Origin of the sequence: Pseudomonas sp. FP2294 (genome assembly GCF_030687625.1) — a bacterium.
Classification (GTDB): domain Bacteria; phylum Pseudomonadota; class Gammaproteobacteria; order Pseudomonadales; family Pseudomonadaceae; genus Aquipseudomonas; species Aquipseudomonas shahriarae.
This window is the reverse complement of the sequence record NZ_CP117441.1, coordinates 2,963,441-2,987,563: the sequence shown is the minus strand read 5'-3', so window position 1 is coordinate 2,987,563 and position 24,123 is coordinate 2,963,441. Positions and strand designations below refer to the sequence as shown.

At 60.4% G+C, this 24,123-nt stretch carries 19 protein-coding genes; 10 read left to right on the top strand and 9 right to left on the bottom strand.

Annotation, left to right across the window (positions count from 1 at the left end):
• Positions 1 to 40 precede the first annotated feature (40 nt).
• Entirely contained in the window at positions 41 to 1,060 is a 1,020-nt protein-coding gene (locus tag PSH73_RS13170) for a LacI family DNA-binding transcriptional regulator (protein WP_057959440.1), read from the bottom strand.
• 257 nt (positions 1,061 to 1,317) lie between these two features.
• On the opposite strand from PSH73_RS13170, the gene PSH73_RS13165 reads away from it, so the two are divergent.
• The 3 genes from PSH73_RS13165 to PSH73_RS13155 all read left to right on the top strand — a co-directional run bounded on the left by PSH73_RS13165 (position 1,318) and on the right by PSH73_RS13155 (position 7,335).
• On the top strand, positions 1,318 to 2,565 hold the full coding sequence (locus PSH73_RS13165; protein WP_057959441.1) for a hypothetical protein: 1,248 nt from the start codon (positions 1,318 to 1,320) through the stop codon (positions 2,563 to 2,565).
• A 225-nt stretch (positions 2,566 to 2,790) separates the two neighbouring features.
• Positions 2,791 to 4,782 (top strand): hypothetical protein, encoded by a 1,992-nt coding sequence (locus tag PSH73_RS13160; protein ID WP_057959442.1) that lies wholly within the window; start codon positions 2,791 to 2,793, stop codon positions 4,780 to 4,782.
• 288 nt (positions 4,783 to 5,070) lie between these two features.
• Positions 5,071 to 7,335 (top strand): autotransporter outer membrane beta-barrel domain-containing protein, encoded by a 2,265-nt coding sequence (locus PSH73_RS13155; protein WP_057959443.1) that lies wholly within the window; start codon positions 5,071 to 5,073, stop codon positions 7,333 to 7,335.
• A gap of 67 nt (positions 7,336 to 7,402) precedes the next feature.
• On the opposite strand, the gene PSH73_RS13150 is transcribed toward PSH73_RS13155, so the two are convergent.
• The 4 genes from PSH73_RS13150 to PSH73_RS13135 form a co-directional block, all read right to left on the bottom strand.
• Positions 7,403 to 7,864, bottom strand: coding sequence for a hypothetical protein (locus tag PSH73_RS13150; RefSeq protein WP_057959444.1), 462 nt, complete (start codon positions 7,862 to 7,864; stop codon positions 7,403 to 7,405).
• 260 nt (positions 7,865 to 8,124) lie between these two features.
• Positions 8,125 to 8,766, bottom strand: a complete 642-nt coding sequence (locus tag PSH73_RS13145; protein ID WP_057436955.1) for a DUF1345 domain-containing protein — start codon at positions 8,764 to 8,766, stop codon at positions 8,125 to 8,127.
• 80 nt (positions 8,767 to 8,846) lie between these two features.
• Complete coding sequence (locus PSH73_RS13140) at positions 8,847 to 11,939, bottom strand: efflux RND transporter permease subunit (RefSeq protein ID WP_057959445.1); 3,093 nt, start codon at positions 11,937 to 11,939, stop codon at positions 8,847 to 8,849.
• 18 nt (positions 11,940 to 11,957) lie between these two features.
• Positions 11,958 to 13,115 carry an efflux RND transporter periplasmic adaptor subunit gene (locus PSH73_RS13135; RefSeq protein ID WP_057959446.1) on the bottom strand — a complete coding sequence of 386 codons (1,158 nt, stop codon included), beginning with the start codon at positions 13,113 to 13,115 and terminating at the stop codon, positions 11,958 to 11,960.
• A 198-nt stretch (positions 13,116 to 13,313) separates the two neighbouring features.
• On the opposite strand from PSH73_RS13135, the gene PSH73_RS13130 reads away from it, so the two are divergent.
• The 4 genes from PSH73_RS13130 to nudC all read left to right on the top strand — a co-directional run bounded on the left by PSH73_RS13130 (position 13,314) and on the right by nudC (position 17,106).
• A complete protein-coding gene (locus PSH73_RS13130; RefSeq protein WP_057436665.1) occupies positions 13,314 to 14,015 on the top strand; it encodes a response regulator transcription factor in 702 nt (233 codons plus the stop codon).
• Positions 14,016 to 14,019: 4 nt separating this feature from the next.
• Positions 14,020 to 15,315, top strand: coding sequence for an ATP-binding protein (locus PSH73_RS13125; protein ID WP_120733192.1), 1,296 nt, complete (start codon positions 14,020 to 14,022; stop codon positions 15,313 to 15,315).
• Positions 15,316 to 15,453: 138 nt separating this feature from the next.
• Positions 15,454 to 16,266: a crotonase/enoyl-CoA hydratase family protein gene (locus tag PSH73_RS13120; protein ID WP_057959447.1), complete on the top strand. Its 813-nt coding sequence runs from the start codon at positions 15,454 to 15,456 to the stop codon at positions 16,264 to 16,266.
• Between the two features lie 6 nt (positions 16,267 to 16,272).
• Positions 16,273 to 17,106, top strand: coding sequence for an NAD(+) diphosphatase (gene nudC, locus PSH73_RS13115; protein WP_057959448.1), 834 nt, complete (start codon positions 16,273 to 16,275; stop codon positions 17,104 to 17,106).
• On the opposite strand, the gene PSH73_RS13110 is transcribed toward nudC, so the two are convergent.
• Positions 17,074 to 17,853, bottom strand: a complete 780-nt coding sequence (locus PSH73_RS13110) for a TSUP family transporter (RefSeq protein WP_057436653.1) — start codon at positions 17,851 to 17,853, stop codon at positions 17,074 to 17,076. The genes nudC and PSH73_RS13110 overlap by 33 nt on opposite strands.
• A 267-nt stretch (positions 17,854 to 18,120) precedes the next feature.
• Here PSH73_RS13110 and sfnG point away from each other — a divergent pair, with 267 nt between their 5' ends.
• Complete coding sequence (gene sfnG, locus PSH73_RS13105) at positions 18,121 to 19,227, top strand: dimethylsulfone monooxygenase SfnG (RefSeq protein ID WP_057436652.1); 1,107 nt, start codon at positions 18,121 to 18,123, stop codon at positions 19,225 to 19,227.
• Here sfnG and PSH73_RS13100 read toward each other — a convergent pair.
• Entirely contained in the window at positions 19,216 to 20,307 is a 1,092-nt protein-coding gene (locus tag PSH73_RS13100; protein ID WP_305462672.1) for a GNAT family N-acetyltransferase/peptidase C39 family protein, read from the bottom strand. The two genes, sfnG and PSH73_RS13100, sit on opposite strands and share 12 nt — an antisense overlap.
• Positions 20,308 to 20,399: 92 nt before the next feature.
• On the opposite strand from PSH73_RS13100, the gene PSH73_RS13095 reads away from it, so the two are divergent.
• On the top strand, positions 20,400 to 21,986 hold the full coding sequence (locus PSH73_RS13095; RefSeq protein WP_057959451.1) for a RimK family protein: 1,587 nt from the start codon (positions 20,400 to 20,402) through the stop codon (positions 21,984 to 21,986).
• Entirely contained in the window at positions 21,980 to 22,921 is a 942-nt protein-coding gene (locus PSH73_RS13090) for a magnesium transporter CorA family protein (RefSeq protein ID WP_057959452.1), read from the top strand. The genes PSH73_RS13095 and PSH73_RS13090 overlap by 7 nt, the downstream gene beginning before the upstream one ends.
• A 33-nt stretch (positions 22,922 to 22,954) precedes the next feature.
• Here PSH73_RS13090 and map read toward each other — a convergent pair whose 3' ends face one another.
• Positions 22,955 to 23,710, bottom strand: a complete 756-nt coding sequence (gene map / locus PSH73_RS13085; RefSeq protein WP_057436952.1) for a type I methionyl aminopeptidase — start codon at positions 23,708 to 23,710, stop codon at positions 22,955 to 22,957.
• Entirely contained in the window at positions 23,710 to 23,910 is a 201-nt protein-coding gene (locus PSH73_RS13080) for a ParD-like family protein (RefSeq protein ID WP_057436650.1), read from the bottom strand. The genes map and PSH73_RS13080 overlap by 1 nt, the downstream gene beginning before the upstream one ends.
• Between the last annotated feature and the right edge of the window lie 213 nt (positions 23,911 to 24,123).

The following is a 24,123-nucleotide window of genomic DNA, read 5'->3' as shown; positions in this document are numbered from 1 at the left end:
TCATTTGTAGATAAAAAAATGCCCGTGCAGGCGGTTATGCCTACACGGGTTGGGTTGAGCCTCGCACGATCAGTTGCGGGGCAAAATCCAGGGAACGGGTCGCCGAGGTATCGCCGCGCAACCGCTTGAGCAAGCACTCAAAAGCGCTGGCGCCAATGGCTTCGGTCGGCTGGGCCAGGGCGGTGATGCCGCTGCCTACCAGTGGGTACCACTCCAGGTCATCCAGGGCGATCAAGCCAACGTCCTCGAACAATCGGCAACCCAACTCGCGCAGGGCTTTGCTACAGGCCAGCGCGGCAATGCCGTTGGCACAGAACAAGGCTTTGGGCCCGGCTTGGCCTGCGCCCAGAAACGTCTGCAAACGCTGGGGCAGGTCGAGGTCTATCTCCAGTACAGCGCCGTGCATTTTTTTGCGACGGCTGATCTGGGCCTGGAAACTGTCCATGCGCTCAATCCGCGAGCTGGTGCCATCGGCGGCCTCGCTGATCAGCAAAATATCCCGATAGCCCTGTTGCTCCAGGTGATCCAGGGCCATGCCCACGGCCAGTGGGTTATCCAGGCCCACCAGGTCGCTGTGCAGCGCCTCGACCTTACGGTCCACCAGCACCAGGGGCATTTCCCGTTGCAGCTCCAGTAACTGGTCGCGGTGATGGCCCAGGGTATTCACGATCAGGCCTTCGATGTTATAGGCGCGCAACGCCGCCAGGTGCTGGCGCTCCTGCTCGTCATCGCGGTCGGTGTTGCACACCACCAGGCTGTAGCCGTGCTGTCGGCAGGCGGTTTCCACGCCATGCATCACGGCAATCGAATAGGGGTTGCGGATATCCGCTACCAGCATGCCGATCAGGCGCGTGCGTCCACGTTTCAGGCCACGGGCCATCTGGTTGGGGCGGTAGCCCAGGTCATCAATAGCCTGTTCGATACGTTGGGCGATGGCGTCGGACAGCAGGGCGCGGTCGTCGCCGATAAAGCGCGACACACTGGCCTTGGATACGCCGGCGCGTTGGGCTACATCAAGCATGGTCACGCGGCTGCGCTGGGCGGCGGAGAATGAAGTCACGGCGGGGCCTTTCTTATTAGTGTGAGGTGGCAGTGCGCTGGGCATTGAAACCGGTTTCAGAAAACACCAGTCAGCCACTCTCGTCAAGAAAATATTTGTTGGGATCGGTATGAAGTCAGGCCGCTCAAACCGACGAGCGGCGAGCGCACCTGTTAGTTCTGACAGTATCCGCAGTACCACAGGAGGTGTTCAATTGCCCCAACAGAGCCGCAAGCGCCGTGATCAGGTGATGCATAGGCGTGTAGAGGGAGGTTTGGATGAGCACCCACAATGCTGGCCAATCGAGCGCGAATGGCCCCCAAGGCCCAGGAGGCAGCCTGGCGATTGACGCGCCCATCGTCGTCGACGCGCTGCCTGATGGGTTGGTGCCGGTGCAATTTTACTTCTCTGATCTACAGCTTTTGATTCCCACTCCCTGGGCGTTTCTACCGGGTCCGGGCAGAGACCAATATGTGGTGTTCGAGTGGAGCGTCCGCGGTGCCCGCCCGGTCGACACGCCACCGGTGTTGCTGCCTAACCCGATGACGGCCGCCGACTTTCCCTACCCGATGCAGATACCCCAGGCATTCCTGCTGAACAGTGCAATTATTGATCTGACGTTTCGCATCCATAACGGCACGCCGAACAGCCCCAGCGTCGATAGCTCTGAGGTTGTGACGATCAGGATCGACCGCGATGCGCCCGGTGGCGGCGCGTTGCTGCCACCGGCCATTTTTCCCATTGATCCGATTACCGAGGCCTACCTGGTCGCCAACCCGCTGGTGCCCATGGAAATCCCGCAGGGATATTTGGGGCGTGAGGTGGGTGATCAGGTGCCGATGTATTTTTCAGACATGAATATCTTGCCAACCGGCGCGCCGACCCTGGTTTCTGCACCGTTGGCCAGCGCCACCGGCCGCATATTCGTGGACGTGCCCAGCGAGGTGTTCCGTCGTTTTCCGGGGGCGCTCTGGATCTTCTGCTTCTATCGCCTGCAAGACCGTGCCGGCAACATCAATCCGATGTTTTCACTGGTGGCGCAAGTCAGGCTGCAAACCGACCTTCCGCCCTCCAACTACCCTCGGCCCCGTTTCCCGCAATCGGAGTTGCATCCTAACGGCTACTTGACCTGCAGCACCCAGCCTCCGATCTGGTTCGGTGTCGAGGTGTTCATAGCCCCTCACGCGGACATCCGTTCTGGTGATCTGATTACGCTGCGGTTCCAGGGGTACGGGCTGTACCCGGATGTCAATCCAGACCCCAATATCGTGGAAACCCTCACGCATTACTGGGATGAGGTCAGCGATGCGTCCGGCTATGCCTTCTGGATACTCGATGTCGAGCGCTTGATTCGGCCCCTGAAAAAAAACGCCGGAGGAGAAGCTCATTACACGGTGTCCAGGGGAGGCGTGATCATTGGCCGGTCTGCTTCTAGGTATGTGCCCTTCGATCGGGTAGTGAATACCTCGCCCCCCCCGCCAAACCCCATCTACTGCTGGATTGACGGCAATGGCCCAGAACCCTGATTGCGAGTGCTTTGCGTCATGAGTGTTGGAACACCGCGTACGTTTCACTGAACTTCTGACGGGTAAATCCAAAGTTGGTTTGTTTGGCCGCATGTCATACGGCTGGGAAGAGTGTTGCTGCGATTTCAGTCACCTGGCAGTCACTCAAGCAGCGGGGCGATGGCCGTCCGGCCACTTCATGAGTGTTTGTGCGATGCCTACATTAAGTACTAAGGAGAGACTGATATGAGCAGCAACCCTGACGTCACCATTACATCCGAAACTTTGGTTATTGATGCGCCCACGATTGCAGAGGCACTGGATAATGCAACGGGTCTTATTCCAGCGGCCGTTGCTCGTGCGGGTATCACCGTGGAGTGTCGAACCGGGCGGATCTCGGTACCGACCGACTGGCTGGGTATTCAAATTCGCACAACCACCGATCCGGTGCCCACTTGGCGGCCCTTTCTGGAACCATTCCAGATCAACTTGGACCCCGTGCCTGCAATCATCGATAGATACATTCCGGCGCCGTCTCCCGAGTTTGAGTTCCCGCATGGCTTTTATGAGATCAAAGTCGTGCAATACCGCAATTCCAATGGCGCACCAGGTGCTGCGCGGGACGAGTCCAACCCTGCCGCGTTTCGCGTCGATCTGATTGCGCCCTACGCTGTAGCGTCGTCACGTGAACAACCCACCGTTCCGATGCTGGCTAATGCGCCAGCGGGGACCATTATCGACAATGCGTTCCTGATAAATCATGGCGGCGTGGAGATTGTTATTCCCCGCAACACCTTCAGTCCCCAGCCTGGGCGATTCGAACCGGGGGACATAGCTAACGTTTACTTCAGCCCGGTAATGGACCCACGACCAGAGTATCTGGTGAGCGGCCCAGGTGTGCCTCTGCTACCACCACCCGACAACAGCACCTTCTTCCTGCCCGCCGGCCAGATCATCTTGAGTGGGCTTTATTATTTTTTCTACACCATGGTTGACCGGGCAGGGAATATCAGTCGCCCATCGTTCAATGAGTTTCGCACGGTCTCGTTACTGACCGACCCCGTACTATTGGAGCCATTCCTACCGCTTGCGCCGGCCCCACGTGACGGTAGCACTGATGATGTGCTCAGCATTGCGGACTTTGTGCTGGGCATTAAACTCCATATCGAACAGTATCTTAATTTCGCTACAGGACTGGACAAGTTCGAGACGCAATGGGAAAGCCAGCCCTTTGGCCCGCAAACCACTGAACTCACGGGCTTCCCGGTAGTTTTCAGTAATATGAATGATGCGATCAAGGCCGCCTATACCGCGACGCTAGGTCCTCAGACGGTAAGCGTGCGTTACCGGACTGATCGCAACGGTGTGTTCTTCCTCTCACCCGCTAAAAACGTCCGGCTCGACTTGTCGGTAGAAGGGCCTGTACTGCCGGGCACACTGGAACCAGGCGATATGAACCCTGGGCTGAACCCGGCACAAGTGTTTGGCGAGGACTCACAGGAGTTGAATACCCTGCGCATTGGCGATGCGGACCGACCTGTGACTATTGTGATTCGACTCTGGACCATTGCGGCACTGCCTCATCCAGACAATGAGTTTTACCTGTATTGGGGCGCCTCCAAAGAGCGTGTCGGGCCTTTCCCTTTAAGCACTACGGTTCCTGGCGAGGACGCGAGGTTTATCATTCCCTGGGCGGTGGTTGCCCGCCACGGGAACAATCTGCAGCCTGTCAGTTATTCTGTCATTGGCCCCGGCACTATCAATGAGAACCCGTCGCCCCTTACCACGGTCAATGTGATCGATGCCGTGACGGTGGAACTGGCGCCGGCAAGGTATGAGAATCTCATCGCTGGCGAATGGACCTGTCAGTCGCTGGTACAACGGATGCCTGGCTCGCCGCCGGTCCTGGCTGCCATGCTTTTCATTCCGGGCGATGTCAGGCTGGTAGTGGGCAATACTGTGGAGGTTACGGTCACTATCACCAACCAGTACCCCCAGCTCCCACCGGGCCCCTTTGTAGAGCCTATTACAACTGCGCCCTTGACCGCTGCCGATGTGGCCAACGGTTTTTATGTCGATATCATTTACCGTCCATTCCTGGCTCAAGCGCCGTTCGGCCCTTGCGAGGTCACCTACACCACGAACGTGGCGGGTGGAGGCATCGGTCGCGGGCGGTTGGCCGAAGTATTCACGATATTCTCCAACCCTGACTCTTTCTGTGATGGCATACCTGCTTAACCTACGAATCAACGCCTCCAAGTCTACAAACTGCTGAAAGCACAAAAGGGAAGCATGGCTTCCCTTTTGTGCATCTGGTAGCAATGGACTACGGCTTGTGGACGGATCAGTTTGCCAGTTGTGCAGTTTTCCATACCACTGCGGTGTCTATACCTAAGCTTTGCTCGGATTAGTCCTACAGTCATCAGTATGTTCACTACGTAACCTCTGCGCCTTACAGGTGAGGCTTCATTCCACGGGAACGAGCCAAGCCGTTTTTACAGGCGCTACCCAGAGAGTGAACCCCCGATGTCATTACCTACCAAATTCGAGCTCAAGCCCTTGAGCAAGATGATGCATGTTCCAGCCATTAGCGTGCTTCTGCTTGCAGCGATGCACACCAGCGTCCAAGCGGATCAACTGATCGGTGAGTCAAGGACCATTGGCCCCCATGAGATGAAAAATGACTGGCAGTTGGATCATAAGTCCGAGCTGACCGTCAACGGTGCTCGCGCCGGAAATATCCTGGCCAACGACTCGACGCTGAATGTCAATACCGGCAGCCGGATCGAAGATATCCGTGCGACGCAGGGCTCCACCGTCAACGTTGACGGCGCCACTGTTGAATCCAACCACTCGATATGGGGGGCGGTGCGCCTGGATGACAGTGCGGCCATCATCCGAAACAGTGCCATCATCAGCCACACAACTTTCGGTCTGCAGGCGTACCAGAGTTTCAATTCCGACAAGGGCGGCATTGCCCAGGTGTTCAACAGCATCATCCGGGGGGAAAAGAGTGGGGCAGTAGCCACGGGCAATGCTGAGTTGCACTTCAATCAGAACACTGTGGTCGAAGGCACCGGCGCCGATAGTGATGGCGTGTGGCTCGACGGTGCAACGGCGACTGCCAGCCAAAGCAGCATCATCGGCGGCAAGAATGGCGTGTTGTTTACCAACGACGCTGGCAGCAGCGATGCCGGCAAACTGGTGCTGGATAACTCCAGCGTCGAAGGGCGCAACGGCTCGGCCATTGTCGTGGAAGGTCACCCTGGCGCGGAGATGGAAGTTGAAATCGACGTGCGCAACGGCTCAACCCTGACCGGTGGCAATGGCGTGCTGCTGGAAGTCAACGGCGGTGCCCAGGCGAGCATGAATGTCGATAGCAGCCGGTTGAAAGGCGACGTCATTGTCGAAGATGGCAGCACGGCACATTTGAACCTGGAAAACAGCTCCGGGCTCAAAGGCCAGCTGCAGAATGTCACCAGCTTGAACGTAGGCAATGGGTCGTACTGGGAGTTGACCGCCGACAGCCAGGTGGGTGCCTTGAACCTGGTGGACGGTACGGTGATATTCGGCCACACCGATGCGTTCTATCAGTTGGACCTGGACAGTCTCGACGGCAACGGCACCTTCGTCATGGGTACCGATTTTGCCAACGGCGTCACGGACTTCCTGAACATCAGCGGCGAAGCCCACGGCAGTCACAGCCTGTTGCTCGCAGCCAGCGGTACAGAGCCGGTCAGCCCCGAAGCGATTCGTATCGTGCATACCGGCGGCGGTGACGCGCAGTTCTCACTGGCGGGCGATGTCGTCGACGTGGGTGCCTATTCCTATGGTCTGAAAAAGGATGGCACCGATTGGTTCCTCGACCCGAACAACCGCGTGATCAGCCCGGCTACTCGCTCGGTCATGGCGTTGTTCAATACCGCCCCCACGGTCTGGTACGGCGAGGCGACTTCCCTGCGTACGCGCATGGGCGAGCTGCGTTTCGAGCCTGGTCAGGCGGGTGTGTGGATGCGTGGTTATGGCAACAAGTACAAGGTGGCCGAGAGCACAGGGGTTGGCTACAACCAGAACCAGCAGGGCTTTACCCTGGGTGCTGACACGCCGTTGGCCGACAGCCAGTGGCTGGTGGGTGTGATGGCCGGCCATAGTACTTCGGGCTTGAACCTAAAGCGCGGTACGTCGGGCACAGTGAAGAGCTACTACGTGGGTGCTTACGCAACCTGGCTGGATGAAGAGAGCGGTCTGTATTTCGACGCCGTGGCCAAGCTCAACCGTTTCCATAACGAGTCCAAGGTCGGCTTGAGTGACGGCACCAAGTCCAAGGGCAAGTACGCCAACACCGGCGGTGGCCTGTCGGCAGAGTTCGGTCGCAATATCAAGCTGGACGACGGTTACTTCGTCGAGCCGTATGCCCAGCTGTCCACCGTGGTGATCCAGGGCGCCAACTACAACATGAAAAATGGCCTGCACGCCGATGGCGAGCGCACCCGCTCGATCATGGCCAAGGCCGGTGCGACGGTGGGGCGTGACATCCAGCTCGACAGTGGCAGTGTACTCCAGCCTTACCTGCGGGCGGCGATGGTGCATGAGTTTGCCAACAACAATAAGGTCGCGGTGAACAACCATGAGTTCAACAACGACCTATCGGGTTCACGCGCCGAGTTCGGTGCGGGCGTCGCGGTTAAGTTGTCGCAAAACCTGCAACTGCACGCCGACCTAGAGCACAGCAGCGGTGGCCGGGTCGAGCAGCCATGGGGTGCCAACGTAGGTGTGCGCTACAGTTGGTAAAGACTTGACGCTTATTAACGCCCGTATCGAAAGATACGGGCGTTTTTTTTTGCTTTTGCATAATCGATCAACTGGTTACATCGAAACCGACTTCCAGTGTGTGTGGGTTCCCGTTGACATCTTCATCGGTGGTGCCATTCAGCGTGCCGCTGATTTTGATGATGCCGGCTTCCAGGTTGTTAATGATCAACGTTCCTGTGGAGCAGCGCACGGCGTAATGAATCGTAGGCGACTTGACGGCATACCAGACATTGACCTTATTGGACTGCCACTTATCCAGCTCTAATACCTGCCCATTGCGAATGGTGTCGGGCAGTTCAATCGTGATTTTTTTCACGGTGACTGCATTATCAGCATGTCGTGCTAGAAGGCGGTAGATGGCCGCGTCATGGTCATGCACCAGGGTCAAAGTCTGAAAGTGGACCGATATCGTATCGATAAATGCGTCGAATGTACCGGTGGCGCTGAGGGCCTTGGGGTACAGTGCTTTTTGTTGCGCAGGGGACAACTGTTGCGCTTGTACGCTCATGATCGCTTCTCCATCGCTGATGATTGTGCGAATAACAGAGGTTTCGAGGGCTCTGTTCGAGTCATGAAATAGCAGTGTGCGTGGGCTGTAAACTGTCAGAACTAACAGTATACGAAGGCAGCGACTCATGAGTGATGCGTGGCCTGACTCGGCACCTGGCCTGAAAGCATCAGACGCCTTTGCACGGGATTTTCTACTGTGAGGAATGACAGTCTAATAACCTGCCATTAATACGCTTTAGTTCTAAGCCCGATGCAACTTCAAGCAAAAAGCCCCGCCGCAATATTGATCGAGAACCCCAATATCGCCGTATTGAACAGAAACCCGATCAGCGACTGCCCCAGTACCACTTTGCGCATGGCGCGGGTAGCCACTCCCACATCCGAGGTCTGCACGGCGACGCCGATGGTGAAGGAGAAATACAGAAAGTCCCAGTAGTTGGGGGTCAGCAGCCCCTCGGCAAAGCGCAACGCCGGCGCCTTGCCCTCCCAGGTGTAATACAGGCGAGCATAGTGCACGCTGAAAATCACCCCGATCAGCAGCCACGAACCAATCACCGTCACCCCGGTAAAACCGTAATGCAGCAGGCGTTCGGCAGTGCCCAGGTCCTTGCTGCCGGCCAGGCCAACGGCAATCGTCGCCAGGCTGGCAATCGCCGCAATGCACACCATAAATAACACCAGGCCGGCGTTTTCATCCTCGACCTCGGCGATGCGCTTGACGTCCTCGGCCTTGGCACGGATGGTCAGGCGCAGCATCAGCACCAGGTAGGTCCAGACCCCGACGTTCCAGCCGATCAGGATTTTGCTGAGGATTGAGTCGAAGGGCGCCAGGATGCCGATTGCCAGGCCCAGGACGGCGGCAGCGGACAGGCGAGGGTGGGTTCGGGCGAGGAAGGGCATAGTGCTCACAAATACAGGATGTTTGAGCACCATAGCCTATTCCTGCGGGAGCCGGCTTGCCGGCTCGTGCAGGGGGCTGATCAATCTTTGCGTTTGCGCACCAGTTTCATGACGACCACAAAGAACACCGGCACAAACACCACTGCCAGTGTCGCCGTGATCATGCCGCCAATCACCCCGGTCCCAATCGCCTGCTGGCTCGCCGAACTGGCGCCGGTGGCAATCGCCAACGGCACCACGCCCAGAATGAACGCCAGCGAAGTCATGATGATCGGTCGCAGACGCAAGCGTGCGGCCTTCAATGTCGCGTCCATCAGGTCTTCGCCCTGGTCATACAGGTCCTTGGCGAACTCGATGATCAGGATCGCGTTTTTCGCCGACAGCCCGATGATCGTGATCAAGCCGACCTTGAAGAACACGTCGTTGGGCATGCCGCGCAGCGACACCGCCATGACCGCGCCCAACACGCCCAACGGCACCACCAGCAGCACCGAAGTGGGGATCGACCAGCTCTCATACAGCGCCGCCAGGCACAGGAACACCACCAGCAGCGACAGCATCAACAGCAGCGGCGCCTGGGAGCCTGACAAGCGCTCCTGCAAGGACAACCCGGTCCATTCCTGGCCCAGGCCGGCTGGCAATTGGCTGACCAGACGCTGGATTTCTTCCATCGCCTCGCCGGTGCTATGACCGGGTGAGGCTTCACCCGAAATAGCGATGGCCGGGTAACCGTTGTAACGGGTCAACTGCGCCGGGCCCTGGACCCAGCGCGCTTCGACAAATGCCGACAGCGGCACCATCTTCCCGGCGTTGTTGCGCACATGGATCTTCATCAGGTCTTCGACTTGGCTGCGCTGGTCGCCTTCGGCCTGTACTACCACGCGCTGCATGCGGCCCTGGTTGGGGAAGTCGTTGATGTAGGCCGAGCCAACGGCCGAGGACAGGATATTGCCCACATCGGCAAACGACACGCCCAGGGCATTGGCCCGCTTGCGGTCCACCTCCAACTGCACTTGCGGCGCCTCGGCCAGGGCACTTTCGCGCACATTGGCCAGGATCGGGCTTTTTTCCGCAGCCGCCAGCAGTTCGGTACGGGCTGCCATCAACGCGGCATGGCCGACGCCGCCCCGGTCCTGCAAGCGGAACTCAAAGCCGCTGGAGGTGCCCAGGCCATCCACCGGTGGTGGCAGCACGGCATAGGCCATCGCATCCTTGAGTTCGGTAAAGGCCATGTTGGCGCGATCGGCAATCGAGGCCGCCGAATCGTCGCTGCTGCGCTCGGACCAATCCTTGAGCGTGGTAAACGCCAGCGCCGCGTTCTGCCCGGAACCGGAGAAGCTGAACCCCATGATCATCGTCGTATCACCGACGCCCGGCTCGGTGGCGTTATGCGCCTCGATCTGCTCGGCCACCAGCACCGTACGGTTCTTGCTCGCGCCCGGCGGCAACTGGATATCGGTGATGGTGTAGCCCTGGTCTTCCACCGGCAGGAACGAGGCGGGCAGACGGCTGAACAGGAAGCCCATGCCCACCAGCAGGACCAGGTAGATCAGCAGGTAGCGGCCGCTGCGCTTGAGGGCATAGGCAACCCAGCCTTCGTAGCGGTCGGTCAGTTGTTCAAAGCGCCGGTTGAACCAGCCGAAGAACCCACCCTTGGTATGGTGCTCGCCCTTGGCAATCGGCTTGAGCAACGTGGCGCACAGGGCCGGGGTCAAGGACAGGGCGAGAAACGCCGAGAACAGGATCGAGGTGGCCATCGACAGCGAGAACTGCTGGTAGATCACCCCCACCGAACCCGACATAAAGGCCATCGGCAGGAACACCGCCACCAGCACCAGGGTAATGCCGATGATCGCCCCGGTAATCTGGCCCATGGCCTTGCGTGTGGCTTCCTTGGGCGACAGGCCCTCAGTCACCATGATCCGCTCGACGTTCTCCACCACCACAATCGCATCGTCCACCAGGATGCCGATGGCCAGCACCATGCCGAACATGGTCAGCACGTTGATCGAGAAACCCAGCAACAGCATGGTGGCGAAGGTGCCCATCAGTGCAATCGGCACCACCAGCGTCGGGATCAGGGTGTAGCGGATGTTTTGCAGGAACAGGAACATCACCGCAAACACCAGCGCCATCGCCTCCAGCAGGGTGTAGATCACCTTGGTGATCGAGACCTTGACGAACGGCGAGGTGTCGTAAGGGATCTTGTACTCGACATTGGCCGGGAAGTAGCGCGACAGCTCATCCATCTTTGCCCGCACCAGGGTCGCGGTGCTCAAGGCATTGGCGCCGGGCGACAGTTGCACGCTGACGGCGGTGGAGGGCTTGCCGTTCAGGCGCGTGGAGAACTGGTATTCCTGGCTGCCGATCTCGACCCGCGCCACATCACCAATACGCACGGTGGAACCGTCCGGGTTGGCCTTGAGCACAATGTCGGCAAACTCGGCCGGCGTGGAGAGCTGGCCCTTGACCAGAATCGACGCGGTGATTTCCTGGGTATTGGTGCCCGGCAGATCACCGATGCTGCCGGCCGAGACCTGGGCGTTCTGCGCGGTAATCGCCGCATTGACATCGGCCGGGGTCAGGTTGAAACCGATGAGCTTTTGCGGGTCGATCCAGATCCGCATCGCGCGCTCGGCGCCGTACAGCTGGGCCTTGCCCACGCCGTCGAGGCGCTTGAGCTCGTTCATCACGTTGCGCGCCAGGTAATCGCTGAGCGCCACGTCGTCGAGCTTGCCGTCGCTGGAGGTCAAAGTCACCAGCAGCAGGAAGCCGGCGGACACCTTCTCCACCTGCAAGCCTTGCTGGGTCACGGCCTGCGGCAGGCGCGGCTCCACGGCCTTGAGGCGGTTCTGCACATCGACCTGGGCCATTTCCGGGTCGGTGCCCGGCTGGAAGGTCGCGGTGATGGTGGCCGAGCCGAGGCTGCTCTGGGATTCGAAATACAGCAGGTGGTCGGCGCCGTTGAGCTCCTGCTCGATCAGGCTGACCACGCTTTCATCCAGGGTTTGCGCCGAAGCGCCCGGGTACACCGCGTAGATTTCCACTTTCGGCGGCGCGACGTTGGGGTACTGCGCCACCGGCAACTGCGGGATGGCGAGGGCGCCGGCCAGCAGGATAAACAGGGCGACCACCCAGGCGAAGATCGGGCGGTCAATAAAGAACTGCGGCATTGTCTCTGATCCCTTTGATTACTGGCCGGCTGCCTGGGCGACAGGCGCGACGCTGGCATCCACTTCGACTTTTTCGCCGGGGCGTGCGTGTTGCAGGCCTTCGACGATGATGCGGTCCCCAGCCTTCAGGCCGCTGTTGACCACCCAGCGATCATTGATCGCCGCGCCCAACTCCACCGGCTGCTGGCTGACGTTCTGCTCGGCGTCCACGAGCAACACCATGGGGATGCCGGCGCTGTCACGGGTGATTGCGCGCTGCGGCACGCTCAGGCCTTGCTGGTCGACCGCCTGCTCCAGGCGTACGCGGATAAAGCTGCCGGGCAATAGGTCGAGGTCCGGGTTGGGGAATTCGCTGCGCAGGATGATCTGCCCGGTACCGGGGTCTACGGAAATCTCCGCGAACAGCAACTTGCCCGGCAGCGGATAGAGGCTACCGTCATCCTGGATCAGCGTGGCCTTGGCCTGGTCCTGGCCCACTTGCTTCAAATGCCCGGCGCGGAAAGCGCGGCGCAGGTCATTGAGTTCGCGGGTGGATTGGGTCAGGTCGGCGTGGATCGGGTCCAGTTGCTGGATCAGCGCCATGGGCGTGGCTTCGTTCTGCCCCACCAGGGCGCCTTCGGTCACCAGCGCGCGGCCGATACGCCCGGAGATCGGCGCGGTCACGGTGGCATAGCCAAGGTTGAGCTTGGCGCGTTGCACCGCTGCCTGGTTGGCCGCGACATCCGCGGCGGTTTGCCGGGCGGCGGCGCGGGCGTTGTCGTAGTCCTGGGCGCTGATGGCATTGCCTTCGACCAACTGGCTGTAGCGCTGCTCTTGCAGGCGCGCCTGGAAGGCATTGGCCTCGGCCTTGCGCAGGCTGGCCTGGGCGCTGTCGAGGTCGGCCTTGAACGGCGCCGGGTCAATACGGAACAGCACGTCGCCCTGTTTGACGTCATGGCCTTCCTTGAACACCCGTTGAAGCACCACGCCCGCAACCCGGGCGCGCACTTCGGCGATGCGCGGTGCGACGATCCGCCCACTCAGCTCGCTGCTGATGGACAGGGGCTTGGCTTCGAGGGTTTCGATCCGCACCTTGGCCAGGGGCATTTCGGGGGTGTCGCCTGCGGAGTTGCCACACGCACCCAGGGCCAGGGTCAGTGCCAGCAGGCAAAACGGCGCAAACAGATTCTTTGACATGCTCTTATCCCAATATTGACTGGCGCATCCTACGGGCGCCCCCGACTCGGTGCTGTGAAGCTGTGTAGGTGGTCTGTGAAGAAATGTAAGGTACGGCGCACGCCGAGGCGCGTGCGTATATCCTTCACGGCTGTGGATCCTAACAAGCTCTTCTGATCAATGACGATCTAATGTGAAACTGTATTATTTGGAAACACCATGCCCAACATCCTCCTGGTCGAAGACGACGCCGCGCTGTCCGAGCTGATTGCCAGTTACCTTGAGCGCAATGGCTATCACGTCAATGTGCTCAGCCGTGGCGACCATGTGCGCGAACGGGCGAGGCTCAACCCACCAGACCTGGTGATCCTCGACCTGATGCTGCCCGGCCTCGATGGCCTGCAAGTCTGCCGCCTGCTGCGCGCCGATTCGGCCGGCCTGCCAATCCTGATGCTCACCGCCCGCGATGACAGCCATGACCAGGTGCTGGGCCTGGAAATGGGCGCCGACGACTACGTGACCAAACCCTGCGAGCCACGGGTGCTGCTGGCCCGGGTGCGCACCCTGTTGCGCCGCAGCAGCCTCAGCGAGCCACAGGCGGCCAACGACCAGATCCTGATGGGCAACCTGTGCATTGACCTGTCGGAACGCGCCGTGACTTGGCGCGAGCAGACGGTGGAGCTGTCCAGCGGCGAATACAACCTGTTGGTGGTGCTGGCCCGGCATGCCGGCGAAGTACTCAGTCGCGACCAGATCCTGCAGCGCCTGCGGGGCATCGAGTTCAACGGCACCGACCGTTCGGTGGATGTGGCCATCTCCAAGCTGCGCCGCAAGTTCGACGACCATGCCGGCGAGGCGCGCAAGATCAAGACGGTATGGGGCAAAGGCTACCTGTTCAGTCGCTCCGAGTGGGAATGCTGACACCATGTTCCGCGCCCTGATCCGTCTCTACCTGCTGACCATCGTGACCTACAGCGCAGCGATCTACTTGATCCCCATGGGCATCATCGAGGTCTTCCACGACCGCTACATGAACTACAACATCGAGCAGTCCCGTGGCTTGCAGAGCCTGATCGTGCGCCAGTACCACAGCCGGCCGGTGGAGCGCTGGTCCGAGGTCACCGACCAATTGGCACGGGATTTTGCGCCGCTGAAGGTGCAACTGATGCATCGCCAGGACGCCCGCTACACACCCGACGAGGAGCGACTGCTGGAGCAGGGCAAGCCGGTGATCCGCCTGGGGGAGTGGGGCTGGATGGAGGAGATCAGCTCGCCGCTCAATGGGCAGTTGGCGGTTAAATTGACCATCCCCCCCGACCCGCTGGACATGAACCTGCTGTACTGGACCATGAACGTGCTGATCGGCGCGGCGTTGCTGGGCGGCCTGTTGATCTGGCTGCGCCCGCATTGGCGCGACCTGGAGCGCCTCAAGGTCACCGCAGCGCAGTTGGGCCGGGGCCGCCTGGAGGAGCGTACGCATATTCCCCCCAGCTCCAACATCGGCAGCCTGGCGGCGGTGTTCGACACCATGGCCAACGACATCGAGCACCTGCTCAACCAGCAGCGGGACTTGCTCAACGCGGTGTCCCACGAACTGCGCACACCGCTGACCCGCCTGGATTTCGGCCTGGCCCTGGCGTTGTCCGAAGATCAGCCGGCCGCCAGCCGCGAGCGCCTGCAAGGCCTGGTGGCGCATATCCGCGAGTTGGATGAGCTGGTGCTGGAGTTGCTGTCCTACAGCCGCCTGCAAAACCCGGCGCATCTGCCCGAGCGGGTGGAGGTGGTGCTCGATGAGTTTATCGACAGCATCCTGGGCAGCATCGACGACGAGCTGGAGAACCCGGAGATCGTGATTGATGTGGTACTGGAGTGCGCCGTGGAGCGTTTTACCCTCGACCCACGCCTCACCGCCCGTGCCCTGCAAAACCTGCTGCGCAATGCCATGCGCTATTGCGAGCGACGGATCCAGATCGGCGTCAAGGTCTGCGCCAAGGGCTGTGAAATCTGGGTGGATGACGATGGCATCGGCATCCCCGAAGAGCAGCGCGCCCGGATCTTCGAGCCGTTCTACCGCCTGGACCGCAGCCGCGACCGCGCCACCGGCGGCTTCGGCCTGGGCCTGGCGATCAGCCGCCGGGCGGTGGAAGCACAAGGCGGCACACTCACGGCCCAGGCCTCGCCACTGGGCGGCGCACGCCTGCGGCTATGGTTGCCCACCTGAAAACACCGGCAACTGTCTGCCTGGAGCGGGTTTGTGTTTTTATGCAGTCCTGCTTTTGGCACATGCACAGCCTTACCGGCCCTGATACACCCTTGCTATAGTTCGGCCCTTATCAGCCGCCAGTCAAGGATCACTGCCATGTCCGAATACCAAGCCTTTGTCGTCGAACTCCACGGCAACGTCGCCCATGTGCAGATTAATCGCCCGGAAAAGATCAACGCCATGAACGCGGCGTTCTGGAGCGAAATCGTCGAGATTTTCCAATGGATCGACGACACCGACGCTGTACGCGCCGTGGTGTTGAGCGGCGCCGGCAAGCATTTTTCCTCGGGCATCGACCTGATGATGCTGGCCTCGGTGGCCAACGAATTTGGCAAGGACGTGGGACGCAATGCGCGCCTGCTGCGGCGCAAGATCCTGCAACTGCAGGCCTCGTTCAATGCCGTGGATAATTGCCGCAAGCCGGTACTGGCGGCGATCCAGGGCTATTGCATCGGCGGCGCCATCGACCTGATCAGCGCCTGCGACATGCGTTACGCCGCTGACGACGCGCAATTCTCGATCAAGGAAATCGACATCGGTATGGCCGCCGACGTCGGCACCCTGCAACGCCTGCCACGTATCATCGGTGACGGCATGCTGCGCGAACTGGCCTACACCGGGCGCACCTTCGGCGCCGAAGAAGCGCGCAGCATCGGCCTGGTCAACCGCACCTTTGCCGACCACGCCAGCCTACTGGCCGGGGTGATGGACCTTGCCGCGCAAATCGCCGCCAAATCGCCGATTGCCGTCACCGGCACCAAGGCCATGATCAGCTATATGCGTGACCACAGCATCAACGACGGCCTGGAATACGTTGCCACCTGGAACGCTGCTATGTTGCAATCCAACGACCTGCGCGTGGCCATTGCGGCCCATATGAGCAAGCAGAAACCCGAATTCGTGGATTGACTGAATATGACCCCAGGCTGGATCACCACAACGCTGCTGGACAACGACGCCCCCGGCGGCTGGGCTGTGGCCCGTAGTCGCGAAGGTTTTTTACTCGATGACAACGGGCCGCTGTTTCCCCGGGAATGGCTCAAGCGCCAGGACCTGTCGGTGATGGCCGAACATGGCATCGGCCATCTGGACGGCGAGCCGGTGTACCTGCTGGAGCTGAACAGCCCTGGCGATGTGCCGGGTTGCCGCTGGCAGGGCCTGCGGGCGTTTATGCTGCAGGGCGATCACCGTCTGTACAAAGTCCTGGGTTATGCCGCGCAAATCGGTACCTGGGCCCGCGAGCACCGCTTTTGCGGCAGTTGCGGCCAGGCGATGGTGCAGGTGCCCCGCGAGCGCGCAATGTTCTGCCAGGCCTGCGACCTGCGCAGTTACCCGCGCATCTCACCGAGCATGATTGTGCTGATCACCCGTGGCGATGAGATTCTGCTGGCGCGTTCGCCGCGTTTCGTCACTGGGGTCTACAGCACCCTGGCCGGGTTTGCCGAGCCTGGGGAATCTGCCGAAGACTGCCTGATCCGCGAAGTGCACGAGGAAGTGCAGGTGCGGGTGCAGAACATCCAGTACGTGGGCAGCCAGTGCTGGCCGTTCCCGCACTCCATGATGCTGGGCTTTCACGCCGAGTATGCCGGTGGCGAAATCGTGCCCCAGGCCGACGAGATTGAAGATGCGCAGTGGTTCAATATCCACCAGTTGCCACCGTTGCCGGCCTCGCGCTCGATTGCCCGCTACCTTATCGACCTGTATGTGGCGCGCCGTCTAGGCCACGCTGAACCAGTGCTGCCAGGCTAGGCGCACGGTCAGGCCGAGGACCACGGTGATAAACACCGGGCGAATGAATTTGGCGCCGCCGCTGATGGCACTGCGTGCGCCAAAGAACGCGCCCACCATCACCGACAGGCCCATGCTCAGGCCGACAATCCAGTCCACCGAACCGTTGAAGATAAACACCGACAGCGCCGCCGCGTTGCTGACGAAGTTCATGCTGCGCGCCACGCCGCTGGCCTTGACCAGGTCCACGGGGTACATCAGCAGGGTGCTGACGGTCCAGAATGCGCCGGTGCCGGGACCGGCCACGCCATCGTAGAAGCCCAGGGCCAAACCCTGGGTCGACTGCCACTTCTTCTTGATCGGCGCATCGGCGTCCAGCGGCGCCTTGGGCGTACCGCCAAACAACAGATAGATACCGCAGGCGAAGACGATCACCGGCAGCATCTTGTTCAGCCATTCGGCGGGCAGGTAATGGGCGACGATGGCCCCCAGCAGCGCGCCGACCAGGGTGCCCACGATCGCATGGACCCACTGGCGCGGATGGAACAGCTTGCGCCGGTAGAAGGTAAAACTGGCGGTGGCCGAACCGAAGGTCGAACTCAGTTTGTTGGTGCCCAGTACCAAATGGGGCGGCATACCGGCGGTGAGCAGGGCCGGGGTGGTGAGCAAACCACCGCCGCCGGCAATGGCGTCGATAAAACCGGCAATAAAGGCAACCACGGCCAGAATGGCCAGGGTGGTGAGGTCAACGCTGAGTTCAAAAGGCATGGAGGCGACTTATTTTCGGCGAGGCGCAGAAGGGGTTGCGCGAAAGTCCGATAGCTTACCTATAACCGAATGTTACGGCGACTGTTGCACACGCTCCATCCCTCGCCACGGTGTTGCGCTACCAACAGTGATCTGACAAATAGCCCGCCCGGGCAACATGGCCGATAGGTCGGTCGGCACGCAAACGCCCCAGCCCAGGGGCTTTGCCAACCCTGGCACGTTTGCTGCTCTACCCCTGTACATTCCCTGTGTGCGAGGTGCCGAACGATGACTCAGCAAGCCGTGAAATTTGCCTATTGGGTGCCCAATGTCAGTGGTGGCCTGGTGGTCAGCAAGGTTGAACAACGTACCGACTGGGGCATCGACTACAACCGCAAGCTGGCCCAGTTGGCCGAGGCGGCGGGGTTTGAGTATGCCCTGACGCAAATCCGTTTCACCGCCGGCTATGGTGCTGAATACCAACATGAATCCGTGGCCTTCAGCCATGCGTTGCTGGCGGCCACGACCCAACTCAAGGTGATCGCCGCGATCCTGCCGGGGCCCTGGCAACCGGCGCTGGCGGCCAAGCAATTGGCGACCATTGATCAACTGACCCAAGGCCGGGTGGCGGTGAACATCGTCAGCGGCTGGTTCAAGGGCGAGTTCCAGGCCATTGGCGAGCACTGGCTGGAGCATGACGAGCGCTATCGGCGCTCCGAAGAGTTTATCCGCGCGTTAAAAGGCATCTGGACCCAGGACGATTTCACCTTCAAGGGGGATTTTTATCGGTTCAACCATTACAGCCTCAAGCCCAAGCCCCTGACTCAGCCGCACCCGGAAATTTTCCAGGGTGGCAGCTCCCGGGCTGCGCGGGACATGGCGGCGCGGGTGTCGGACTGGTATTTCACCAACGGCAACACGCCCGAGGGGATCAAGGCCCAGGTCGATGATATCCGCGCCAAGGCTGCGGCCAATCACCATTCGGTAAAAGTCGGGGTCAACGCGTTTGTGATCGCCCGCGACACCGAGCAAGAGGCCCAGGCGGTGTTGGCCGAGATCATCGACAAGGCCGACCCGCAGGCCGTCAACGCCTTTGGTGATGCCGCCAGGCAGGCGGGCAAGGCCTCGCCCGAAGGTGAGGGCAACTGGGCCAAGTCCAGCTTCGCCGACCTGGTGCAGTACAACGACGGCTTCAAGACCAACCTGATCGGCACCCCTCGGCAGATTGCCGAGCGCATCGTCGCGCTCAAGGCGGTGGGGGTGGACCTGGTGCTGGCGGGCTTCCTGCACTTCCAGGAGGAGGTGGAATATTTCGGCCAGCGCGTATTGCCCCTGGTGCGCGAACTCGAAGCCAAGGCCGCGGCGACCGGCAGCGCCAGGGCGTTACCGGTATAGCACCACCGCCGCCCGCAGCTGACGGCTGCCAAAACGGCACATCCGCTCGAACTCCCCGTGGCTGACCGGCAAATGCTGGCAGTCCATGGGGCGGCGATGCTGGCTATGGTCCACGTCGGGATCATGCAGGTAGACAAACTCTTGATCACAGTCAGTCACGATCACCCAGTGTGGTGACTTGGAGCGCGTCAGCCGGTAGCTGCTGATCAGCACCAGTGGCTGGCCGCCATCACCGAGGACCTGCGCCAGGTCCAACGCACCGCCGAATACCTGCTGCACATCACTGTTGGCCAAATCCTCCTCGAACCCCTCATGCACCAGGCGCATCACCTCTTTTTTATGCGGGTCGCGCACCCCATCGAGAAACAGCGGCCCGCGCACGTTGACCTGCATGCGCACCTTAAACCCCCGGCACCAGGCAGCCAGGGCCAGGCCTTGGGGGCTGCAGCCGCCGTGGCCGGCGGTCATGAACACGGTGGTTGCTTCGCGCCAGATCTGCAGCTCTTCGCGGCGCGGAGACTCACGCCCAGGTAACAGGGCGCCCATGGCCATCAACAGGCAGGCTGCGCCGCAGGTGAAGTCGGTGGTCTGCTGGTAGTAGGGCACACTCAAGGCCCGCGCGTCAGTGTGCTGGAGGATGCGTTTTTCCAGGCGCAGGGCGTCGGTATGGTCGGCGTAATAATCGTTGATCAGGGCAAAGCGCCGGTAGCCACTGTGTTCATACAGGGCAATAGCGCCAGGGTTGTCGGTGCGCACCTCAAGGCGCAGGTACGCACAGTCGTGCGCCACGGCGCAGGCCTCGATGCGCGCCAGCAATTGCTTGCCCAGGCCCATGCCCCGGGCCGGCGCGGCAATGGCCAGGGAGTACAGGCGCGCCAGCGAGGTGCCGCGATGGAACAGCACCAGGGCATAACCCAGCAATTGCCCGGCGTTTTCGGCCACCAGCAACTGCGCATGGGCGCGGCTGATCATCCACTGGAAACTGCGAGCAGACAGCCGGTCTGTGGTGAAACAGTGCTGTTCCAGGGCCACCAGTGCTGGCAGGTCATCCAGGGTTGCAACGCGAAAGAAAAGAGTCATATAACCGCCGTAAAAGTTGCGTAACTAAACGAGACTTCCGTGAAAGATCGTGCTTAATAGAAAAGGTCAAGTTCTCTAGCGGATCAATCAATATGTCAGCGGTACAAAGTCATTGGCGAGAAGTATCCGAGCAAACCGTCGCGGCGACAATAACTTCCGGCGGATATTTTTCTACACCGCCCAAGAGTGCAAGCCAAGTTGTGATTATTGTAGAACGCAAGGAAGACTGGGCCTCGTACTTCCCCAGTGAAGATATTGTCACTGCCCAGGAATACCTCGAACACCCCCGGGAGAACGAGGCCGGCAAACGGGTCCAGGTCATCAACCTGTGCCGCAGCTACAAGTACCTGGGGCATGGCTATTACTGCTCGCTGCTGGCCGAGGCGCGGGGGCACAAGGTGATTCCGTCGGTGCGCACCATCAGCGAATTGACGAAAAAATCCTTGTATGGCCTGGCCCTGGATGACTTGGATAAAACCCTCGACAAAGCATTGAGTCATCACCTCTACAGTAATACCGAAGGTTTTACCCTGACCCTTTATTTTGGTCGAACCAATATTGAGCCGTTGCAGGATTTGGCCCGGCAGTTGTTTGAAGCGTTTCCGTGTCCGATCTTGTTAGTTGAGTTTCGCAAGCATAACGGCTGGCATATCGAAGGCATCAAGTCCGGGGTGCTGCATAAGTTGCGCGATGATCAGGAAGATCAATTCGCCCACGCTCTGGACAACTTCAGCCGCAGGATCTGGCGTCAACCGCGCTCCCGGCGCCTGGCCCGTTATGACCTGGCGATCCTGCATGATCCCCAGGAGCAGCTGCCGCCGTCCAATGCCAAGGCCCTGGAAAATTTCGTGCGGGTGGGCAGGGGTTTGGGGATTGATGTCGAGCTGATTGAGCGCAAGGACTACGCGCGACTGGCCGAATACGACGCCTTGTTGATCCGCGAAACCACCAGTGTCGACAACCACACCTATCGCTTCGCCAAAAAGGCCGAGAGTGAAGGGCTGGTGGTGATGGACGACCCGGCGTCGATCCTGCGTTGTACCAATAAGGTCTACCTCACGGACCTGCTCAACAGCCATCAATTGGGCATGCCCGCTACCGAAATTCTGTACAAGGAGCGACCGGAAGATTTCGAACGGGTTGGCGAGCGCCTGGGCTTCCCCCTGGTGCTGAAAATCCCCGACGGTTGTTTCTCCCGAGGGGTGATTAAAGTGGAAAGCCAGGAGGCGCTGCTGGCCGCCACGGCAGAGTTGTTCGAACACTCGGTGTTGCTGCTGGCCCAGGAGTTTTTCTATACCGAGTACGACTGGCGCATCGGCGTCCTCAACCGCAAGCCGATCTTTGCCTGCCAATACTTTATGTCCAAGGGCCATTGGCAGATCTACAACCACAAGGCCATCGGCCAGGATATCAACGGCGAGTGCCGGACCCTGGCGGTGCACGAGGCGCCCAAGGCCGTGGTGGAACTGGCGGTCAAGACCGCTAACCTGATCGGTGACGGGTTATACGGCGTGGACCTGAAGCAGTCCGGCAACAAGGTGGTGGTGATCGAGGTCAACGACAACCCGAACATGGACGCCGGGATCGAAGACGCCTACTTGCAGGACGACTTGTACTCCCTGGTGCTGGAGGAGTTCGTGCGCCGCCTGGAGCTCAAACGCCAGGGCCAGGTCTGGTGATCTGCTTTGAGCTCAATGAGGGCGCGCTGCGCCGCACCGAGCGCGAAAGTGCCGAGGTCCTGCTGTTCAGCAACCCCGACAGTGATGAGCGTGAATTGCTGCGCGAGCGCTACAAGGTCGATGAGCATGCGCTGGCGTCGGCACTGGATCCGGACGAGGTGTCGCGTATCGAGTTCCATCCAGACAACCTGTTTCTGATCTGGAAGCGCCCGCAAAACTACTCCGGGGGCAGCAACCTGGTGTTTGAAGTGTCGTCTTGCGGCTTGCTGTTTTCACCGGACCGTCTGCTGGTGATCGCCACCGACGACAGCCAACTGTCCGGCCTGGGCGCGCGCCGGCCGCTGCATACCCCGTTGGATGTACTGCTGGACCTGCTGCTGAACAACATCCATCACTACCTGGGCCACCTCAAGGTGATCAAGCTGGTCGCCCGGGAATTGCAGCAGCAGTTCAACGCCTCCATGAGTAACCGCCACTTGATGCAGATGTTCAGCCTCAGCGAGAGCCTGATCTATTACATCAACGCGCTGCACAGCAACGGTGCGGTCTTGACGCGTTTGCGCAACCATGGCGAGAAGGAGCATTTCAGCCCGCAGACCCTGGGCTTGATCGACGACCTGATCATCGAGAACAACCAGTGCTACAAGCAGGCGGAGATTTATTCCAATGTGTTCTCCGGGCTGATCGACGCCCGGGGCAACCTGATGAACAACAGCATGAACAACCTGCTGCGCAAGCTGACACTGATCAACGTGGTGTTCCTGCCGCTGAACCTGATCGCCAGCATTGGCGGCATGTCCGAGTTCAGCATGATGACGGCCGGCACGCCGTGGTGGGTGGCGTACCCGCTGTTTTTGCTGGCGATGGCGTTGGGCGCCGCAGGGATGGTGCTGGGGCTCAGGCGGATTGCCAGGGGCGGCGACAAAGCAGGGTGACTGGGCCCCACTTTGCTGCCGGTGTGGGAGGACTCAGGCACCCGCCTGCAGCGTCAGCACTTCAAAGCCATCCGCGGTGACCGCCACCGTATGTTCCCACTGGGCCGACAGGCTGTTGTCGCGGGTCACCACGGTCCAGCCGTCCTTGAGGCTGCGCACTTTGGCGCTGCCCTGGTTGAGCATCGGTTCGATGGTGAACACCATGCCTTCGCGCAGGGTGAGGCCGGTGCCCGGGCGGCCGAAGTGCAGGATTTGTGGCTCTTCATGCATTTCCCGGCCAATCCCGTGGCCGCAATACTCGCGCACCACGCTGTAGCCATTGGCTTGGGCATGGCTTTGAATCGCATGGCCGATATCCCCCAGGCGCGCGCCGGGTTTGACCTGGCGAATACCGGCCCACATCGCCTCGAACGTCTGCTCCACCAGGCGCCGCGCCTTGGGCGCGACAGCGCCGACCATGTACATCTTGCTGGAGTCGGCGATAAACCCGCCTTTTTCCAGGGTGATGTCGATATTGACGATATCGCCGTCCTTCAACACATCCTTGGCATTTGGCATGCCGTGGCATACCACTTCATTGATGGAGGTGTTGATGCAGAAGGGGTAGTCATACTGCCCGAGGCTGGCGGGGCGGGCCTGCAGGTCCTGGCGGATAAACGCCTCGACGGCCGCATCCAGTTCCAGGGTGGTCTGGCCGGCCGCGACCCGGCTGTCGAGCATCGTGAACACCTGGCCCAGCAGGCGCCCGGCTTCGCGCATCACGGCGATCTGTGCAGGGGTCTTGATCATCAGCTGCGCCCCCGGATCAGGTCGGGCTTATCGAGCAACAGCTTGTTGATCAGATCGTTGTAGGCCAGGTGTGGATTGAGTTCGGCCAACAGGCCGATCTTGATCCAGAACTCCGCCTGGGCGTTGATGGAGCGGTCCATGGCGGCGCTGGCCAGACGCAGTTGTTCATGCAGTTGATCGGTGATCTTGACGATGCCCATGAGCTTCACTGTGTAGGATTGATATACAAAGCGTATATGTTTCGTATATCGCCCGTAAAGCCCCGCAGTTGACTTGCCACAGAGCGCCGGTTAGTTTTGCGCCATGACCGTTCAAACCTATCGTTCCCAGCCAAGCATTATTACCGCCATTCCTCATTTGGCGGGATAGCGTTCGGCTGTACCCAAACCCGCCCTAGAGGCGGGTTTTGTTTT

Excerpts from the sequence above, each read along its gene's own strand:
- PSH73_RS13130 (WP_057436665.1), top strand. The coding sequence starts at position 13,314 with ATGCCCAACATCCTCCTGGTCGAAGACGACGCCGCGCTGTCCGAGCTG.
- PSH73_RS13110 (WP_057436653.1), bottom strand. The coding sequence starts at position 17,853 with ATGCCTTTTGAACTCAGCGTTGACCTCACCACCCTGGCCATTCTGGCC.
- map (WP_057436952.1), bottom strand. The coding sequence starts at position 23,710 with ATGATCAAGACCCCTGCACAGATCGCCGTGATGCGCGAAGCCGGGCGC.
- PSH73_RS13140 (WP_057959445.1), bottom strand. The coding sequence starts at position 11,939 with ATGCCGCAGTTCTTTATTGACCGCCCGATCTTCGCCTGGGTGGTCGCC.
- PSH73_RS13100 (WP_305462672.1), bottom strand. The coding sequence starts at position 20,307 with ATGACTCTTTTCTTTCGCGTTGCAACCCTGGATGACCTGCCAGCACTG.
- PSH73_RS13080 (WP_057436650.1), bottom strand. The coding sequence starts at position 23,910 with ATGGGCATCGTCAAGATCACCGATCAACTGCATGAACAACTGCGTCTG.
- PSH73_RS13095 (WP_057959451.1), top strand. The coding sequence starts at position 20,400 with ATGTCAGCGGTACAAAGTCATTGGCGAGAAGTATCCGAGCAAACCGTC.
- PSH73_RS13145 (WP_057436955.1), bottom strand. The coding sequence starts at position 8,766 with ATGCCCTTCCTCGCCCGAACCCACCCTCGCCTGTCCGCTGCCGCCGTC.
- nudC (WP_057959448.1), top strand. The coding sequence starts at position 16,273 with ATGACCCCAGGCTGGATCACCACAACGCTGCTGGACAACGACGCCCCC.
- PSH73_RS13125 (WP_120733192.1), top strand. The coding sequence starts at position 14,020 with ATGTTCCGCGCCCTGATCCGTCTCTACCTGCTGACCATCGTGACCTAC.
- PSH73_RS13120 (WP_057959447.1), top strand. The coding sequence starts at position 15,454 with ATGTCCGAATACCAAGCCTTTGTCGTCGAACTCCACGGCAACGTCGCC.
- sfnG (WP_057436652.1), top strand. The coding sequence starts at position 18,121 with ATGACTCAGCAAGCCGTGAAATTTGCCTATTGGGTGCCCAATGTCAGT.
- PSH73_RS13160 (WP_057959442.1), top strand. The coding sequence starts at position 2,791 with ATGAGCAGCAACCCTGACGTCACCATTACATCCGAAACTTTGGTTATT.
- PSH73_RS13150 (WP_057959444.1), bottom strand. The coding sequence starts at position 7,864 with ATGAGCGTACAAGCGCAACAGTTGTCCCCTGCGCAACAAAAAGCACTG.
- PSH73_RS13135 (WP_057959446.1), bottom strand. The coding sequence starts at position 13,115 with ATGTCAAAGAATCTGTTTGCGCCGTTTTGCCTGCTGGCACTGACCCTG.
- PSH73_RS13155 (WP_057959443.1), top strand. The coding sequence starts at position 5,071 with ATGTCATTACCTACCAAATTCGAGCTCAAGCCCTTGAGCAAGATGATG.
- PSH73_RS13165 (WP_057959441.1), top strand. The coding sequence starts at position 1,318 with ATGAGCACCCACAATGCTGGCCAATCGAGCGCGAATGGCCCCCAAGGC.